General features: G+C 59.7%; 17 protein-coding genes. 6 read left to right on the top strand and 11 right to left on the bottom strand.

The window, feature by feature from the left end:
• Positions 1–2 precede the first annotated feature (2 nt).
• From EC915_RS20370 to EC915_RS20360, 3 genes are read right to left on the bottom strand one after another with little or no spacing between them, the layout of a single operon-like run.
• Positions 3–593, bottom strand: coding sequence for a YggT family protein (locus EC915_RS20370; protein WP_133752314.1), 591 nt, complete (start codon positions 591–593; stop codon positions 3–5).
• 10 nt (positions 594–603) lie between these two features.
• A complete protein-coding gene (proC, locus tag EC915_RS20365; protein ID WP_133752313.1) occupies positions 604–1,422 on the bottom strand; it encodes a pyrroline-5-carboxylate reductase in 819 nt (272 codons plus the stop codon).
• Between the two features lie 24 nt (positions 1,423–1,446).
• Positions 1,447–2,133, bottom strand: coding sequence for a YggS family pyridoxal phosphate-dependent enzyme (locus tag EC915_RS20360; RefSeq protein WP_133752312.1), 687 nt, complete (start codon positions 2,131–2,133; stop codon positions 1,447–1,449).
• A gap of 54 nt (positions 2,134–2,187) precedes the next feature.
• Between EC915_RS20360 and EC915_RS20355 the strand changes: the two genes are divergently transcribed.
• Positions 2,188–3,222: a type IV pilus twitching motility protein PilT gene (locus tag EC915_RS20355; protein ID WP_133752311.1), complete on the top strand. Its 1,035-nt coding sequence runs from the start codon at positions 2,188–2,190 to the stop codon at positions 3,220–3,222.
• A gap of 174 nt (positions 3,223–3,396) precedes the next feature.
• Here the strand turns inward: EC915_RS20355 and EC915_RS20350 are convergent, their stop codons facing one another.
• Positions 3,397–4,134: a C40 family peptidase gene (locus EC915_RS20350; RefSeq protein WP_133752398.1), complete on the bottom strand. Its 738-nt coding sequence runs from the start codon at positions 4,132–4,134 to the stop codon at positions 3,397–3,399.
• Positions 4,135–4,383: 249 nt separating this feature from the next.
• Between EC915_RS20350 and EC915_RS20345 the strand changes: the two genes are divergently transcribed.
• Entirely contained in the window at positions 4,384–4,803 is a 420-nt protein-coding gene (locus EC915_RS20345) for a TM2 domain-containing protein (protein WP_133752310.1), read from the top strand.
• A gap of 115 nt (positions 4,804–4,918) precedes the next feature.
• Here the strand turns inward: EC915_RS20345 and EC915_RS20340 are convergent, their stop codons facing one another.
• The 7 genes from EC915_RS20340 to gshB all read right to left on the bottom strand — a co-directional run bounded on the left by EC915_RS20340 (position 4,919) and on the right by gshB (position 11,182).
• Positions 4,919–6,190: a dihydroorotase gene (locus tag EC915_RS20340; RefSeq protein ID WP_133752309.1), complete on the bottom strand. Its 1,272-nt coding sequence runs from the start codon at positions 6,188–6,190 to the stop codon at positions 4,919–4,921.
• The gene (locus EC915_RS20335; RefSeq protein WP_133752308.1) at positions 6,187–7,191 is read right to left on the bottom strand and encodes an aspartate carbamoyltransferase catalytic subunit; all 1,005 of its coding nucleotides are present in this window, start codon (positions 7,189–7,191) and stop codon (positions 6,187–6,189) included. The genes EC915_RS20340 and EC915_RS20335 overlap by 4 nt, the downstream gene beginning before the upstream one ends.
• Before the next feature lie 12 nt (positions 7,192–7,203).
• Complete coding sequence (gene pyrR / locus EC915_RS20330) at positions 7,204–7,725, bottom strand: bifunctional pyr operon transcriptional regulator/uracil phosphoribosyltransferase PyrR (RefSeq protein WP_133752307.1); 522 nt, start codon at positions 7,723–7,725, stop codon at positions 7,204–7,206.
• 89 nt (positions 7,726–7,814) lie between these two features.
• The gene (gene ruvX, locus EC915_RS20325; protein WP_133752306.1) at positions 7,815–8,255 is read right to left on the bottom strand and encodes a Holliday junction resolvase RuvX; all 441 of its coding nucleotides are present in this window, start codon (positions 8,253–8,255) and stop codon (positions 7,815–7,817) included.
• The gene (locus EC915_RS20320; protein WP_133752305.1) at positions 8,255–8,824 is read right to left on the bottom strand and encodes a YqgE/AlgH family protein; all 570 of its coding nucleotides are present in this window, start codon (positions 8,822–8,824) and stop codon (positions 8,255–8,257) included. The genes ruvX and EC915_RS20320 overlap by 1 nt, the downstream gene beginning before the upstream one ends.
• A 204-nt stretch (positions 8,825–9,028) precedes the next feature.
• Positions 9,029–9,931: an energy transducer TonB gene (locus tag EC915_RS20315; protein ID WP_133752304.1), complete on the bottom strand. Its 903-nt coding sequence runs from the start codon at positions 9,929–9,931 to the stop codon at positions 9,029–9,031.
• Between the two features lie 297 nt (positions 9,932–10,228).
• The gene (gshB, locus tag EC915_RS20310; RefSeq protein WP_133752303.1) at positions 10,229–11,182 is read right to left on the bottom strand and encodes a glutathione synthase; all 954 of its coding nucleotides are present in this window, start codon (positions 11,180–11,182) and stop codon (positions 10,229–10,231) included.
• A 259-nt stretch (positions 11,183–11,441) separates the two neighbouring features.
• On the opposite strand from gshB, the gene pilG reads away from it, so the two are divergent.
• From pilG to EC915_RS20290, 4 genes are all read left to right on the top strand, one after another.
• Entirely contained in the window at positions 11,442–11,852 is a 411-nt protein-coding gene (gene pilG, locus EC915_RS20305; RefSeq protein ID WP_133752302.1) for a twitching motility response regulator PilG, read from the top strand.
• Positions 11,853–11,898: 46 nt separating this feature from the next.
• A complete protein-coding gene (gene pilH / locus EC915_RS20300; RefSeq protein ID WP_133752301.1) occupies positions 11,899–12,264 on the top strand; it encodes a twitching motility response regulator PilH in 366 nt (121 codons plus the stop codon).
• A 16-nt stretch (positions 12,265–12,280) separates the two neighbouring features.
• On the top strand, positions 12,281–12,820 hold the full coding sequence (locus EC915_RS20295) for a chemotaxis protein CheW (protein WP_133752300.1): 540 nt from the start codon (positions 12,281–12,283) through the stop codon (positions 12,818–12,820).
• Between the two features lie 205 nt (positions 12,821–13,025).
• Complete coding sequence (locus tag EC915_RS20290) at positions 13,026–15,068, top strand: methyl-accepting chemotaxis protein (protein WP_133752299.1); 2,043 nt, start codon at positions 13,026–13,028, stop codon at positions 15,066–15,068.
• Positions 15,069–15,077 lie beyond the last annotated feature (9 nt).

Raw genomic sequence — 15,077 nt, 5'->3', positions numbered from 1 at the left:
GATCAGATCAACCGCCACAGCTCCTGCGGCATGGCCGCGTAGGCCGCCAGTTCAGGCATGACGTACGACTGCAGCACCTGGATCGCCAGAAACGCGAAGATCGGTGAAATATCCATGCCGCCGAGGTTGGGGATGATGCGGCGGAACGGCGCCAGAATCGGCTCGCTGATCTGGTAGGCCAGCTCGGCTGCCGGGTTGTGCGAGCCCGGTGCGATCCAGGACACGATTACCATGATGATCATCGCCACCCAGAAGATCTTCAGCAGCAGTGAAGTGACACCGATGATCGACCACATCAGCAGATGCGGTACATCGCCGATGGTGCCGTAGGTCATCATCAGCACGAACGCCATCAACAGCGCCTGAATCACGATCGCCAGCAACAGCGATGATGTATCCAGGCCGAAGACGCTCGGGACGACACGGCGAATGGGCTTGAGCAGCGGCTGGGTCGCGCGTACCGCGAACTGGCTGAGCGGGTTGTAGAAGTTGGCTTTGACCAACTGCAGCACGAAGCGCAGCAGAACGATGGTCAGGTACAGACTGATCAGCGTCTGGATGACGAAAATCGTGGCGCCGGTGAGTGCATTCATAAATTGCTCCTTATTTGCCCAGCTGTTCGGCAAGCTCGGCTGAGCGATGCGCGGCGGCGGTCAACGCCTTCTCGACGATCGCTTCGAAACCATTTGCCTGGAACGATTTGATCGCGGCTTCGGTAGTGCCCGCAGGTGAGGTCACGCGACGACGCAGCTCGGCAGCATCGACGTCGCTACCGGTCGCCATTCGGGCGGCGCCCAAGGCCGTCTGTTCGGCCAGCTTCTCGGCGACGTCGTGCGACAGGCCCAGCTTCACACCGGCTGCGGTCATGGCTTCGATCAGCAGGAAGAAATACGCAGGGCCGCTGCCGGAGACGGCGGTCACCGCATCGATTTGGTTCTCCTGGTCCACCCACAGCGCGATGCCGACGGCGGACAACAGGTTTTCAGCCTGCTCGCGCTGGGTCGCAGACACGTCAGCCGTGGCATACAGCCCACTCACGCCCTGACGTAGCAGTGCCGGGGTATTGGGCATGCAACGCACCAGAGGCTGCTCGCCCAGCCAGGCCTTCATGCTGGCACAGGTGATGCCGGCGGCAATGGAAACCACCAGCTGATTGGGCTTCAACGCTGGCTTAAGCGCTTCACACACGGCTTTCATCATCTGTGGCTTGACCGCCAGCAGCACCACATCGGCGCCCTCGACAGCTTCGGCATTATCAGCCATGACCTTGATACCGTGTTCTTTGGCGATGCGCTCGCGGGTTTCTGCGCCAGGATCACTGGCACGGATCAGGTCAGCGTCGACGCCTTGGGTACGCATGCCGCCAATCAGGCTGGCGGCCATGTTTCCGGCACCGATAAACGCGATACGGGTGTTGCTCATGAACGATTTCCTGTCAGGCAAAAGTTAAGGCTGCCCATAGTTACGGGCGCCGAAGAGGGCCGTGCCGATCCGAACCCAGGTTGCGCCTTGTGCAATGGCGACCTCCAGGTCGTGGCTCATGCCCATGGAAAGGGTGTCCAGCGGCAGTTTGAGTTGGTCTTGCAGATGGCGTACGGCAGCAAAGGCAGCGTTCTGTTCGTCGCTGTCCTCGGTCGGCTCGGGAATGGCCATCAGCCCACGCAATCTGAGATTGGGCAGAGCGCTGATCGCTTGCGCCAGCGCAGGCAGGTCCTCAGGGCTGCAGCCGGACTTGCTGGCTTCGCCACTGACGTTGACCTGAATGCAGATGTTGAGTGGTGGCAGTTCGGCGGGGCGTTGTTCGGACAGACGTTGTGCGATTTTCAGCCGATCCACGGAGTGCACCCAGGCAAAATGCTCGGCGATGGCGCGAGTCTTGTTTGACTGGATGGGGCCGATGAAATGCCAGATCAAGGGCAGATCGCTCAATTCGACCTGTTTACCGAGGGCCTCCTGCAGGTAGTTCTCGCCGAAATCGCGCAATCCGGCGGCGTAGGCTTCGCGCAGATCGTTCGCCGGTTTGGTCTTGCTCACGGCCAGCAGGCCGACGGACGCTGGATCGCGCTGTGCCGCCTGCGCTGCGCTGCGAATTCGCTCTGCGAGCGTTGAAACGTTCTCTGCTATCGTGGACATTGATTTGCGCCAGCAGGGCTAAAGTCTGCGGCATTCTATGTGATGAGGAGCTGTATGGATATTACCGAGCTGCTTGCCTTCAGTGCCAAGCAGGGTGCGTCGGACTTACACCTCTCTGCCGGCCTGCCGCCGATGATTCGCGTCGACGGCGATGTGCGGCGGATCAACCTGCCAGCACTGGACCAGAAAGAAGTCCAGGAGCTGATCTACGACATCATGAACGACAAGCAGCGCAAAGACTTCGAAGAAGATCTGGAAACCGACTTTTCGTTCGAAGTGCCTGGCGTTGCGCGTTTCAGGGTCAATGCATTCAACCAGAATCGCGGTGCAGGGGCCGTCTTCCGGACCATTCCGTCGAAGGTCCTGAGCATGGAAGACCTGGGCATGGGGGAAGTGTTTCGCAAGATTACGGACGTTCCTCGCGGACTCGTGCTGGTGACCGGTCCCACCGGCTCGGGCAAGTCCACGACGCTCGCAGCGATGGTCGATTACCTCAATGCCAACAAGCATCATCACATCCTGACCATTGAAGATCCGATTGAATTCGTCCACGAGTCCAAGAAGAGCCTTATCAACCAGCGTGAAGTTCACCGCGACACCCACGGATTCGCCGAAGCATTGCGTTCAGCGTTGCGGGAAGACCCGGACGTGATTCTGGTGGGCGAGCTGCGTGACCTGGAGACTATTCGTCTGGCATTGACCGCTGCCGAAACCGGGCACCTGGTTTTCGGCACCCTGCACACCACCTCGGCGGCGAAAAGCATCGACCGGATCGTCGACGTGTTCCCGGCTCAGGAAAAATCCATGATTCGCTCAATGCTTTCCGAGTCGTTGCACGCCATCGTGTCCCAAGCGTTGCTTAAGAAAGTCGGGGGCGGCCGGGTCGCGGCTCACGAAATCATGATCGGCACTTCGGCGATTCGTAACCTGATCCGCGAAGACAAGGTGGCGCAGATGTACTCGTCAATCCAGACCGGGGGCGCGCTGGGCATGCAGACACTGGATATGTGCCTGAAAGATCTGGTGACCAAGGGACTGATCACCCGGGAGAGCGCTCGCGAGAAAGCGAAGACGCCGGATAATTTTTGATTCAGGGGACTGAACAACGGTGGGAGCGAGTTTGCTCGCGAAGAGGCCGAGACATCCACCGGATACTCATCGGCAGTCAGTCAGTCAGTCAGTCAGTCAGTCTTCGCGAGCACGCTCGCACCCACAGGTCTTGCGTTGTCACCTATCACCCGTCGCTGGGCGGGAGGTTACGTCTCAGCGCTGCGCGATCCGCACAGTGCCTTTGCTGCTTGGCAATTGCTTGGGCAGGACGCGCTTGGCAACCACGTAATGGCTGTCCCAGTACGGCTTTTTCAGTGTGTCGATCGTTACCGACTTGCCACGGCGAGGCGCATGCACAAAGCGATCGTCACCCAGATAAATGGCGACGTGGTTCACCTGGCGGCTCTTGATGTTGAAGAACAGCAAGTCGCCCGGTTTCAGATCCTTGCGATCGACCTTCTGTCCATGACCTTCGGCCATGGCGTTGGAGGTGCGCGGCAGATCCACTTCGCTGACGTCGTTGAACGCATATTTCACCAGGCCGCTGCAGTCAAAACCTTTTGCCGGGCTGGTTCCGCCCCAACGATAAGGAGTACCGATAGCCTTGACGGCACGGTTGACAACGTTGCTGCTCTGTTTGGTGCCCATCAACCCAGGCGTGGCCAGGGCGACAGTGTTTTGCGAAATCGTGCGGGAGCCTTGGCCTTGGGACTTCTTGCCCTTGGTCACTCGCGATTTTTTGCCTGATGTCTCAAGCGGGGTTGCTGTTTCTTCAAGTGCGGCCATTGCTGAGCGTTGAGCGGCAATGTTGCGGGAAACGACTTCGGGCGATTCTGTTCTGGCAGTGAAGCCGGTGAAGCTTGAAGGAAGCGGTTGCTCACGGTTGGTGGCGTGGGCGGCCAATGGCATAAATAGGCAAATGGTTAGCCATGTCTTGAAAAATGGACGCATTAGGCAGGGCTCATAGTGGTCAGCGCGCAACTTTATAACAGCTTTTTCATGATTTCCGAGGCCTTTTGTCGAACAATTTACGGCGCCGGGAGTCAGATCTGATCGCAAAGCTGTCATGTCACTAGGGTCTTCACCTTGTAGAACAAGGGTTTGCAAAGATGAATAGAGGTTCAAACCATACGTCGGACAGGGTCCTTAAAGTCACAAGACGTACGCATATTTTTTTCTATCGACGCAAAGAGGTCAGCAATGAACACCTATTACCCTGATGGGCAGCGTCCAGACACTCACAGCAAACTGATGGGTTATCTGCTGTGGATCGTCGGCTTTACCGGATCTCATCGCTTTTATTACGGCAAGCCTGTGACCGGGACGATCTGGTTTTTCACCTTGGGTCTGCTGGGGATTGGCTGGCTGATCGACCTGTTTCTGATTCCGTCGATGGATCGCGAAGCGGACATGAGATTCAACGCCGGTGATACCGACTACAGCCTTGCCTGGATTCTGTTGACGTTTCTCGGCGTATTTGGCGTACATCGCATGTATCAGGGCAAGTGGTTCAGCGCAATCGTCTATCTGCTGACAGGCGGCCTGTTCTTTCTAGGCGTGCTGTATGACTTCTGGACGTTGAACGATCAGATCTCGGTGAGGAACGCACAGCGTCGGTAAATGCCGGTGTATAGAAGCGCCTGTCCGCAATGTGCCAGACCTGAATAGGAAGGGTTCTGACACACCGCCGTCGCGGGTTAGCGCGCTCCTACGACACCAAGCGGTCCTTGGGCGATCAAGCGCTGTAGCTGATCCGGCCATCGACGAAGGTGTATTTCACCGCGCCTGGCAGGCAGTGGCCGAGGAACGGGCAGTTTTCGCCTTTGGACAGCCATTTTTCGCCCGCCACGGTTGAAGCGGCAGGGTCGAACAGCACCAGATCCGCCGCAGCACCAGCCGCCAGTTTCCCGGCAGGCAGGCGCAGGGCTGCTGCAGGACCGGTACTGAGACGCGATAACAGGGTCGTCAGGTCCAGCAGGCCATCCTCCACTAATGTCATCGCCAGCGGCAGCAAGAGTTCGACGCTGCTGATGCCCGGCTCGGTCGCGCCGAACGGTGCCAGCTTGGCATCGCGCTCGTGTGGCTGGTGATGGCTGGAAATCGCCTGAACCACCCCCGACTTGACCGCTTCACGCAAGGCATCGCGGTCGGCGCGGGTGCGCAGCGGCGGTTGCACGTGGTAGAGGCTGGAGAAGTCGATCAGCGCCTCGTCGGTCAGAATCAGTTGATACAGCGCCACATCCGCAGTCACCGGCAGGCCGCGGGCTTGCGCCTGAGCGATCAGGGCAACGCCACGAGCGCTGGTCAACTGAGTGAAGTGGGCACGCACGCCACTTTGCTCGACCAGCAACAAATCGCGAGCCAGTGCCACGGTTTCGGCCGTTTCCGGAATGCCCGGCAGCCCGAGGAATGCTGCCGTCGAGCCGTCATGAGCCAGACCGCCGGCGGCCAGATCATGATCCTGCGAGTTGAAGATCACCGTCAGGTCGAACGTCGCGGCGTATTCCAGCGCCCGGCAAAGGGTGCGATTGTTGCTGAACTGGGTCAGACCGTTGGTAAACGCTACACAGCCGGCGTCGCGCAGGGCGATCAGCTCGGCCAGTTGCTCGCCTTCCAGCCCTTTGCTCAGTGCACCGATGGGGAACACCTTGCTGTGACCGGCTTCGCGGGCGCGATCAAGGATCAGCTCGGCAACGGCTGAGGTGTCGAGTACCGGTTTGGTGCGCGGCGGGCAGCACAGGCTGGTGACGCCGCCGGCCGCTGCCGCACGGGTTTCGCTGGCAATACTGCCTTTGCGGCTGTAACCCGGCTCACGCAGAGACACATTCAGGTCCACCAGCCCGGGCGCTGCGACCAGGCCCTGTGCGTCGATGGTCTGCGAGGGGCTGAACCCGGCAGGCGCTGCGCCCAGGGCGAGAAGCTTGCCAGCTTCCAGGTGAACGTCGATGGCTTGGTCCAGACCACTGGCAGGGTCGATGACGCGAGCGCCGAGGATACTGAACTTCACTGCGCGTTCTCCTGCTCGAACTGACGTTGGGCGGTTTGGCCACTCATGGCCATGGACAGCACGGCCATTCGCACTGCGATGCCGTAGGTCACTTGATTGAGAATGACCGAATGGGGGCCATCGGCCACTGCCGACTCGATCTCCACGCCCCGGTTGATCGGGCCGGGGTGCATGACGATCGCATCAGGCTTGGCGCCGGCAAGGCGTGCGGTGGTCAGCCCGAATAGACGGTAGAACTCAGCCTCGCTCGGCAGCAGGCCACCGGACATGCGTTCGCGTTGCAGGCGCAGCATGATCACCACATCGACATCTTTAAGGCCTTGCGTCAGATCGGTGTAGACCTTGACGCCATACTGTTCGACGCCAACCGGCAGCAGGGTTTTCGGTGCGACCACGCGGATGTCCGGGCAGCCCAGGGCCTTGAGGGCGATCATGTTCGAGCGCGCCACCCGGGAGTGCAGGATGTCGCCAACGATGGCCACCGAGAGATTCTTGAAATCACCCTTGTGGCGGCGGATGGTCAGCATGTCGAGCATGCCCTGCGTCGGGTGCGCGTGACGCCCATCGCCACCATTGATAACCGCCACCTGCGGGCACACGTGCTCGGCAATGAAGTGCGCCGCGCCCGAGTCGCCGTGACGCACGACGAACATGTCGGCGGCCATGGCCTCAAGGTTACGCAGCGTGTCGAACAGGGTTTCGCCCTTGCTCGTCGAAGAGGTCGAAACGTTCAACGTGATGACGTCCGCCGACAGCCGTTGTGCCGCCAGTTCGAACGTGGTGCGGGTGCGGGTCGAGTTCTCGAAGAACACGTTGCACACGGTCTTGCCGCGCAGCAACGGGACTTTTTTCACCGCCCGGGCGCCTACTTCGAGGAACGAGTCGGCGGTGTCGAGGATTTCGGTGAGCAGTTCGCGGGGCAAACCGTCGAGCGAGAGAAAATGTTGCAACTGACCCTGATGGTTCAGTTGCAGCGGGCGCTTGGCGTCGAGAGGCGTCATCGCAAAGGACTCTTAGAGGGCGGCGGAATCGGTCGAAAGGTCTTGCAGTTCTAGCGTCAGCGGCGTCGGGCCGGACAGCTTGACGCGTTCCGTTGGAGACAGGTTCAGCGTCGCACCGGTCACATTGGGAAGAATCGGCAGTTCTGCAGCGTTCAGATCCAACAGCGACACCAGGGTCACGCTGGCCGGGCGACCGTAGTCGAACAGTTCGTTGAGGGCCGCGCGAATGGTTCGGCCGCTCATCAATACGTCATCGATCAACACCAAATGCTGGCCTTCGATTTCGAACGGCAGTTCCGAGGGGCGCACCTGCGGGTGCAGGCCGTTCTGGCTGAAGTCGTCGCGATAGAAGGAAACGTCGAGCATGCCCAGCGGCGACTGGCTGTTCAGCGCTTGGAGCAGCGCTTGGGCAACCCATACGCCGCCGGTACGGATACCGATGAAGCGGGGCTCGCCGATGCCACGTTTATTCAGGTGCGCGTTCAGATCAATCGCCATCTGACTGATCAGTTCGGCAGGATTGGGCAGGGTCATGATTGCTCCTTCATAGGCCCGACCGTGTTCCTTGTCGGCGCGGGCTAAAGCTGGAATTCAGTGCTGTTCAATTCGGTGCAGTGTAAGGCTCAGGTGTCAAACAGTGCGCTGTTTTCTTCCAGCCAGCTTTGCAGCAAGAGCGCTGCGGCGATGGCGTCCACCGGGTTGTCGCGGTAGCTGCCCCGTTGACCGCCACGGGACATGCGCTCGCCCTTGGCTTCAAAGGTGGTCAGGCGTTCGTCCTGGGTGTAGACGGGCAGATTGAAGCGGCCATTGAGCTTGCGCGAAAACTTCTCGGCGCGGGCGCTCATTTCACTCGGCGTGCCGTCCATGTTCAGGGGCAGGCCGACTATGATCGCATCGGGCTTCCACTCGGTGATCAAGGCTTGCACCTTGTCCCAATCCGGCACGCCGTTTTGTGCCTTCAACGTGCAGAGCTCACGGGCCTGGCCGGTAATGATCTGGCCGACCGCAACGCCAATCTGTTTGCTGCCGTAATCGAAACCCAATAACAGGCGCAATGCGGCCATCAGGCGTGGCCCGCCTGACTGGTCAACAGGTTCAGGTTGATCCCGAGCTTTGCGGCGGCGGCGTCGAGGCGTTGCTCGCTTTCGAGTTCAAACAGGATGGCCGGATCGAATGCGCAATTGAGCCAGGCGTTGGCGGCGAATTCGGCCTCCAGCTGCCCGGCATCCCAGCCTGCGTAACCTAAGGTGATCAAATTTTGATCAGGTCCGTAGCCGTCGGCGATGGAGAACAGGATGTCTTGGGAGGTGGAGAGCGAGACGCCGCCCAGATCGACCGTGGCCTGAAAGACCTGCCCCGGCGGATGCAGGACAAAACCGCGATCAGTTTGCACCGGCCCGCCGACGTGGATTGGAATCTGCTCGCAACGCGACGGGGGCGGCAGTTCGGGGCGCAGCTGTTCAAGGATGTCTGCCAGCGATAGGCTTTGCGGTCGGTTGATGATCAGGCCCATGGCGCCATTGGCGTTGTGCTCGACGATATAAGTCAAGGTCTGCGCAAAGTTCTCATCGTGCATGTGAGGCATGGCGATCAGAAATTGGTGTTTTAGGTAAGACGGAGTGACGTTTTTCATGAGCCCTAGTGTGGCGCTGCGTGGCTGCCGTGACAACTGGCAGAACCGACGCGGCAGTGGATAAATCGCGACGCAGGTCAGGTTTCATGTTTATGTCAAAACGTGTCGAGGGAGTTTTACGCTGACCTTCTTTGGCGGCCCGGTTCTCCGACGGTAGCGATCTGGACCGTGGCACGCGGGCGGCTCCAGGGAGCCTCCTTGGTGTCAGTTACTGAAGAGCTTATCCCCGCGAGCGAACTTCCAGGTGCGGATGATCTCCAGCCGGTCGATGTCTGTCAGGTCGCCGCTGAACGGCGCAAAAGGTGCGGCCAGTCGTACGATTTTCTGCGCTGCCTGATCCAGCAATGGCTGGCCGGACGATTCAAGCACCAGCACCTCATATAAGGAGCCGTCGTGGTTGATCGATACCATCATCCGCAGGCTGCCGTAAATCTGTTTGCGTCGAGCCTCCTCGGGATAGTTGAGATTGCCGATGCGCTCGATCTTCTTGCGCCAGTCCTCCTTGTACCAGGCGCCCTTGTCGCGCATGGTCGAGGCCGCGCTCAGGCGGTGAATCTTCGGGCGTTTCGCGTAGGCCTGCTGTTCGTCGGCCAGCTCTGCTTCAAGGCTGGCGATTTCGTTGTTCAACTGCGAGCTGTCGAACGTCGGCGTGGCTTTCTTTTGTTCATCCGGTTTGACTTCGTCGTGTTTTGCGACGGTTTTTTGCGGTGTCTGAGCCTTGGTTGCCACGGCAGTCTTCGGCGCCTCCTGCTTGATCACCGGTTTGGCGGCGGGAGGCGGCGTTACTTTGTTGATCTGGGTGTCCTGATACGGCGCAATTTCCGTGGTCTTGGGCACCGCTTTCTTGTCGAGTGTGCCGCTGCCCTGCTGGTTTTCCTGAGCCAGGAAATCCGCGTCCTTGGGCTTGGTGTCGCTTTTGAAGGGGGCGAGGGTGATTTCCAGGGTCTGGCTGATCTTCTCCGGTTTGGCGTAGGTAAACCCCACACCGAGGATCACCGCCAGATGCACGAGCGCAGCGATCATCAGGGTAAAACCCAGGCGATCAGCCGGGCGCACGCGGGTGCGGGTCAGGTCTATCGGGAGATCATTGTCGAGCGCAGCGTTCATCAACACTCCGCAATCACATGAACCAGCATTGCTAAAACCCACCTAAGGCGAAATTCAGGCCGCGCATGATAACGCAATGTCAGAGGCCGCTTGGGTTTTGATGCCTGCGGACCGATTAGAGGGCGGTGAACCCGATCTGTGGTGAGGGGCAGGCCACCTGTGGGTATGAATTCATTCGCGATGCGGTGGTACATCCGTCGGGAATCCATTGTAAGTACCGGCCATTCGCGAATGAACTCGCTGCCACAAGGATTGCCCGCGCAAGGCCGGGCGATCCCATGATCGCTTTGATGCGGCTTATCGGGCCTTGAGCTTCTTCTCGATCACATCCATTAGCATCCCGCCGATATCCGTACCGAACGCATTGTCGATTTCACGGATGCACGTCGGGCTGGTGACGTTAATCTCCGTAAGGTGCTCACCAATGACGTCCAGCCCCACGAACAGCAGGCCTTTTTCACGCAGGGTCGGGCCAATTTCGGCGGCGATCCAGCGGTCACGTTCGGTGAGCGGACGGGCTTCGCCACGACCACCGGCCGCCAGGTTGCCACGGGTCTCGCCCGCAGCCGGGATACGCGCCAGGCAATACGGCACCGGTTCGCCATCGACCATCAGAATGCGCTTGTCGCCATCCTTGATCGCTGGCAGGTAGGCTTGGGCCATGATCTGCTGCTGACCGTGCTGGGTCAGGGTCTCCAGAATCACTGACAGGTTCGGATCGCCGACGCGATGGCGGAAGATCGATGCGCCACCCATGCCGTCCAGAGGTTTGAGGATCACGTCGCCGTGTTTGGCGGCGAACTCACGCAGAATGTCCGCGCGACGGCTGACCAGCGTTGGCGGTGTGCACTGCGGGAAGAGCGTAGCGAACAGCTTCTCGTTGCAGTCGCGCAGACTCTGCGGCTTGTTGACCACCAGCACGCCTGCACGCTCGGCCTGCTCCAGCAAATAGGTGGCGTAGACGAACTCCATGTCGAACGGCGGATCCTTGCGCATCAGGATCACGTCCAGATCGTCCAGTCCGCTGTCGATTTCGGCTTCGAATTCGAACCAGTGTGCCGGGTCAGCAAAGACTTTCAGCGGCTTCATGCGGGCTCGCGCCTGCCCCGCGTCCTGATACAGGTCGTGTTGCTCCATATAGAACAGTGACCAGCCGCGCGCTTGCGCCGCAAGGAGCATGGCCAGCGAGCTGTCCTTTTTATAGGCGATGCAGTCAATGGGGTCCATGACAATTCCCAGGCGAATGCTCATGGGCGATATCCTCTGATCGGTAAGGGCCACAACGGGCCGAAAACAGGCGTCAGGGTGGCGCTGCGCCGGCTTGCGGTCAAGGGGCAAGCGTGGCGGACATGCTTTATGGATTGAGTGTCTGGAGTGTGCTAAAAAGGCTCGGCATCTGGCGCCGCGCCGGTTGTCCGACGCCCCTGAACGGGGTTCAGCGATTCAACGGCACCGCAAGCCCGGCAGAAGGCAAACCCATCTGAATCGCCGCGGCGATGGTAGAGCAGATATGGAACAGCATTCAGCCCCATTGAAGGTCATGGTCATCGATGACTCGCGCACGATTCGTCGCACCGCCGAGACCTTGTTGAAGAATGTCGGCTGTGAAGTGATCACGGCTGTCGATGGCTTCGATGCCCTGGCCAAGATCGCCGATAATCATCCTCGAATCATCTTCGTCGACATCATGATGCCCAGGCTTGACGGGTATCAGACCTGTGCGCTGATCAAGAACAACCGGGCATTCAAGTCTACGCCGGTGATCATGCTGTCCTCCCGGGACGGGCTGTTCGATAAGGCCAAGGGGCGTATCGTCGGGTCTGATCAGTTTTTGACCAAGCCGTTTAGCAAGGAAGAACTGCTGGGGGCAATCAAGGCTCACGTGCCGGGGTTTGTTGCAGTAGAACAACAACTATCTTGATGTCGTTCCTTTAGTTAAGGGGCGGCTGTTTCTATGGGGAAGCACCATGGCTCGAATTCTGATCGTCGATGATTCGCCGACCGAAATGTACAAGCTGACCGGGATGCTGGAAAAGCACGGTCATGAGGTCCTCAAGGCGGAAAACGGTGCCGACGGCGTAGCCCTGGCGCGTCAGGAAAAACCCGATGCGGTGTTGATGGACATCGTCATGCCGGGTCTCAATGGCTTCCAGGCGACTCGTCAACTGACCAAGGACCCCGACACCAGCATGATCCCGGTAATCATGATCACCACCAAGGATCAGGAAACCGACAAGGTCTGGGGCAAGCGCCAGGGCGCACGGGATTACCTGACCAAACCGGTGGACGAAGAAACCCTGTTGAAAACCCTGAACGCGGTTCTGGCAGGCTGAGCGCCGGCCAGCATTCATGGCTCAGTCGAAAACCGCCTTTCAGCTGCTGCTCGACATCGATCAGCGGTGCCGCTCGCTGGCTGCCGGGTTGCCATTGCAGGAGACCCGACCACAGGGCTGGAGCGGCATCGGCTTTCGCATGGGCGAGCGCTTTTACGTGGCGCCGATGGGCGAGGTCGACGAAATCCTCCATGAACCCCGTTACGCCGCGCTGCCGGGGGTCAAGCCCTGGATCAGGGGCATCGCCAATCTGCGCGGACGGCTGCTGCCGATTATGGACCTGCATGCCTTCTTTGGTCGTGAGCTCTCACCGTCGCGCAAGCCGCGTCGGGTGCTGGTGATCGATCACCAGGACGTCTTCGTCGGTCTGCTGGTCGACGAGGTGCTGGGCATGCAGCACTTCAATGAGCGCAGTTTGATGCCCGAATTGCCCGATGACAGCGAGCCCGATATCGCCCCCTACAGTCAGGGTCTTTTTCTGCGCGAGCAGGCGTGGCGAGTTTTCAGTCCCAGAGCGCTGGTGCAGTCGCCGGGTTTCATGGATGTCGCACTTTAATGCGGGTTGGCAGCACAGCGTGGACGTTCATCGTCTCCACAGGCATACGGTTGTCCGTCGCAGCTCCGGCTTTTGTAGTGAGTCGCGCGCGTCAGCTGTACATGAGTCGCCTGGCACTGCGGGTTCGCCAGCAAGCCAGATCCTGCAGTGCCGTTGTGTACCTGCCGACTCAACACAAACCCAACTTCAGGCGGAGCCCTGAGCCATGAGTAGTACCGGCAAATCCCTGGAAGCCGCGCGCAGTCGCTCGCAAATCATCGCGTTGTTCGTTTGCCTGATCGTTTTCATCATGCTGCTGTTCGTCAACTTTGCGTACCTGAGCACGCAGTCCAACTACGACAAGCAGTACATCGGTCATGCCGGTGAGCTGCGTGTGCTTTCCCAGCGGATTGCCAAGAATGCCACCGAAGCCGCCGCCGGTAAGGCCGCAGCCTTCAAGCTGCTGGCCGATGCGCGCAACGATTTTGACGCGCGCTGGGAATACCTGAAGAAGGGCGACAAGCATACCGGTCTGCCAGCAGCGCCTTCCGCCGTCGCCGACGAGCTGAAAGCAGTGCAGAACGATTGGGAGAACCTGCGCAAAAGTACCGACGTCATCCTTGCACGCGAACAAACCGTGCTGTCGTTGCATCAGGTCGCGGCCACACTGGCCGAAACCATCCCGCAACTGCAGAGCGAGTCAGAGAAGGTTGTCGGGATTCTGCTGCAAACCCGCGCATCTGCCGCTCAGGTGGCCCTTGCCCAGCGTCAGTCTCTGTTGGCAGAGCGAATCCTAGGCGCGGTGAATACCGTGCTGTCGGGCGATGAAACCGCAGTCCAGGCGGCCGACGCGTTCGGACGCGACGCCGGTCAGTTCGGTCGTGTGCTCAACGGTATGCTCGAAGGCAATGCGGCCCTGAAGATCACTCAGGTTGAGGATCGCGACGCTCGCGCCCGATTGGCGGAAATTGCCGAGCTGTTCCAGTTCGTGTCGGGATCGGTTGACGAAATTCTGGAAACGTCGCCGGAATTGCTCGATGTTCGTGAGGCGGCAGGGAGCATCTTTACGCTCTCCCAGACGCTGCTCGACGAGGCCTCGGTGCTGGCCAACAGCTTTGAGCACATGGCCGGCGGTCGGGCTGCAAATACTTACGTGGGTTATGTTCTGGGCTTGCTGGCGCTGGCGTCGATCATCCTGATCGGGCTGGTGATGGTTCGAGAAACCAATCGCCAGTTGCGGGAAACCGCCAAAAAGAACGAGCGTAACCAGAATGCGATCATGCGATTGCTCGACGAAATCGAAGACCTGGCCGATGGCAATCTGACCGTTGCCGCGTCCGTGACCGAGGACTTTACCGGCGCCATTGCCGACTCCATCAACTATTCCATCGATCAACTGCGCGAGCTGGTTGCGACCATTAACCTGACTGCCGAGCAGGTCTTCGGCGCGGTCAAGGATACCCAGACCACTGCCACCCAGCTTGCCGCTGCTTCCGAGCATCAGGCCCTGCAGATCGCCGTAGCATCCAACGCGGTCAATGACATGACCCGTTCAGTCCAACAGGTGTCGGCCAACGCATCCGAGTCGGTAGCAGTGGCCGAGCGTTCCGTGGCGATTGCCAACAAAGGCAACGAAGTGGTGCACAACACCATCAACGGCATGGACAACATTCGTGAGCAGATTCAGGACACCTCCAAGCGCATCAAACGGCTGGGTGAGTCTTCGCAGGAAATCGGCGACATCGTCAGCCTGATCGATGACATTGCCGACCAGACCAACATCCTGGCACTCAATGCCGCCATCCAGGCCTCCATGGCCGGCGACGCCGGTCGCGGTTTTGCGGTGGTGGCGGACGAGGTGCAGCGTCTGGCCGAGCGTTCTTCGTCAGCCACCAAGCAGATCGAGACGCTGGTCCGGGCGATTCAAAACGACACGAACGAAGCGGTCATTTCCATGGAACAGACCACCACCGAAGTGGTGCGGGGCGCCCGATTGGCGCACGATGCCGGTGTTGCCCTGGAAGAGATCGAAGGCGTTTCCAAGGTGCTGGCGGCGCTGGTCGAGAGCATTACCAACGCGGCCCGGCAGCAGGCAGCGCTGGGCCAGCAGATTTCCGCGACCATGACCGTGATCCAGCAGACCACTACGCAAACCACCTCAGGAACGGCGGCCACTGCGCAGAGCATGGGCAACCTGGCGAAAATGGCCAGCGAGATGCGTCGTTCGGTGTCCGGTTTTACACTACCGGCTTCACGGGATCAGCATTGATCTTGGGGG

Origin of the sequence: Pseudomonas sp. LP_7_YM (assembly GCF_004364435.1) — a bacterium.
Lineage (GTDB): Bacteria > Pseudomonadota > Gammaproteobacteria > Pseudomonadales > Pseudomonadaceae > Aquipseudomonas.
Note: the sequence above shows the minus strand (reverse complement) of the source record. Positions and strands in the feature narration are given on the sequence as shown.

What these genes read in the sequence shown, in the direction of transcription:
- EC915_RS20335 (WP_133752308.1), bottom strand. Translation starts at nt 7,191, where the DNA reads ATGACGCCTCTCGACGCCAAGCGCCCGCTGCAACTGAACCATCAGGGT.
- EC915_RS20350 (WP_133752398.1), bottom strand. Translation starts at nt 4,134, where the DNA reads ATGCGTCCATTTTTCAAGACATGGCTAACCATTTGCCTATTTATGCCA.
- gshB (WP_133752303.1), bottom strand. Translation starts at nt 11,182, where the DNA reads ATGAGCATTCGCCTGGGAATTGTCATGGACCCCATTGACTGCATCGCC.
- ruvX (WP_133752306.1), bottom strand. Translation starts at nt 8,255, where the DNA reads ATGGCCGCATTGCGCCTGTTATTGGGTTTCGATTACGGCAGCAAACAG.
- pilH (WP_133752301.1), top strand. Translation starts at nt 11,899, where the DNA reads ATGGCTCGAATTCTGATCGTCGATGATTCGCCGACCGAAATGTACAAG.
- EC915_RS20315 (WP_133752304.1), bottom strand. Translation starts at nt 9,931, where the DNA reads ATGAACGCTGCGCTCGACAATGATCTCCCGATAGACCTGACCCGCACC.
- pyrR (WP_133752307.1), bottom strand. Translation starts at nt 7,725, where the DNA reads ATGACCCTGCCCAATCCTGCCGAACTGATCAGTCAGATGGCGATTGAT.
- EC915_RS20290 (WP_133752299.1), top strand. Translation starts at nt 13,026, where the DNA reads ATGAGTAGTACCGGCAAATCCCTGGAAGCCGCGCGCAGTCGCTCGCAA.
- EC915_RS20345 (WP_133752310.1), top strand. Translation starts at nt 4,384, where the DNA reads ATGAACACCTATTACCCTGATGGGCAGCGTCCAGACACTCACAGCAAA.
- EC915_RS20355 (WP_133752311.1), top strand. Translation starts at nt 2,188, where the DNA reads ATGGATATTACCGAGCTGCTTGCCTTCAGTGCCAAGCAGGGTGCGTCG.
- pilG (WP_133752302.1), top strand. Translation starts at nt 11,442, where the DNA reads ATGGAACAGCATTCAGCCCCATTGAAGGTCATGGTCATCGATGACTCG.
- proC (WP_133752313.1), bottom strand. Translation starts at nt 1,422, where the DNA reads ATGAGCAACACCCGTATCGCGTTTATCGGTGCCGGAAACATGGCCGCC.
- EC915_RS20370 (WP_133752314.1), bottom strand. Translation starts at nt 593, where the DNA reads ATGAATGCACTCACCGGCGCCACGATTTTCGTCATCCAGACGCTGATC.
- EC915_RS20295 (WP_133752300.1), top strand. Translation starts at nt 12,281, where the DNA reads ATGGCTCAGTCGAAAACCGCCTTTCAGCTGCTGCTCGACATCGATCAG.
- EC915_RS20320 (WP_133752305.1), bottom strand. Translation starts at nt 8,824, where the DNA reads ATGAAAAACGTCACTCCGTCTTACCTAAAACACCAATTTCTGATCGCC.
- EC915_RS20360 (WP_133752312.1), bottom strand. Translation starts at nt 2,133, where the DNA reads ATGTCCACGATAGCAGAGAACGTTTCAACGCTCGCAGAGCGAATTCGC.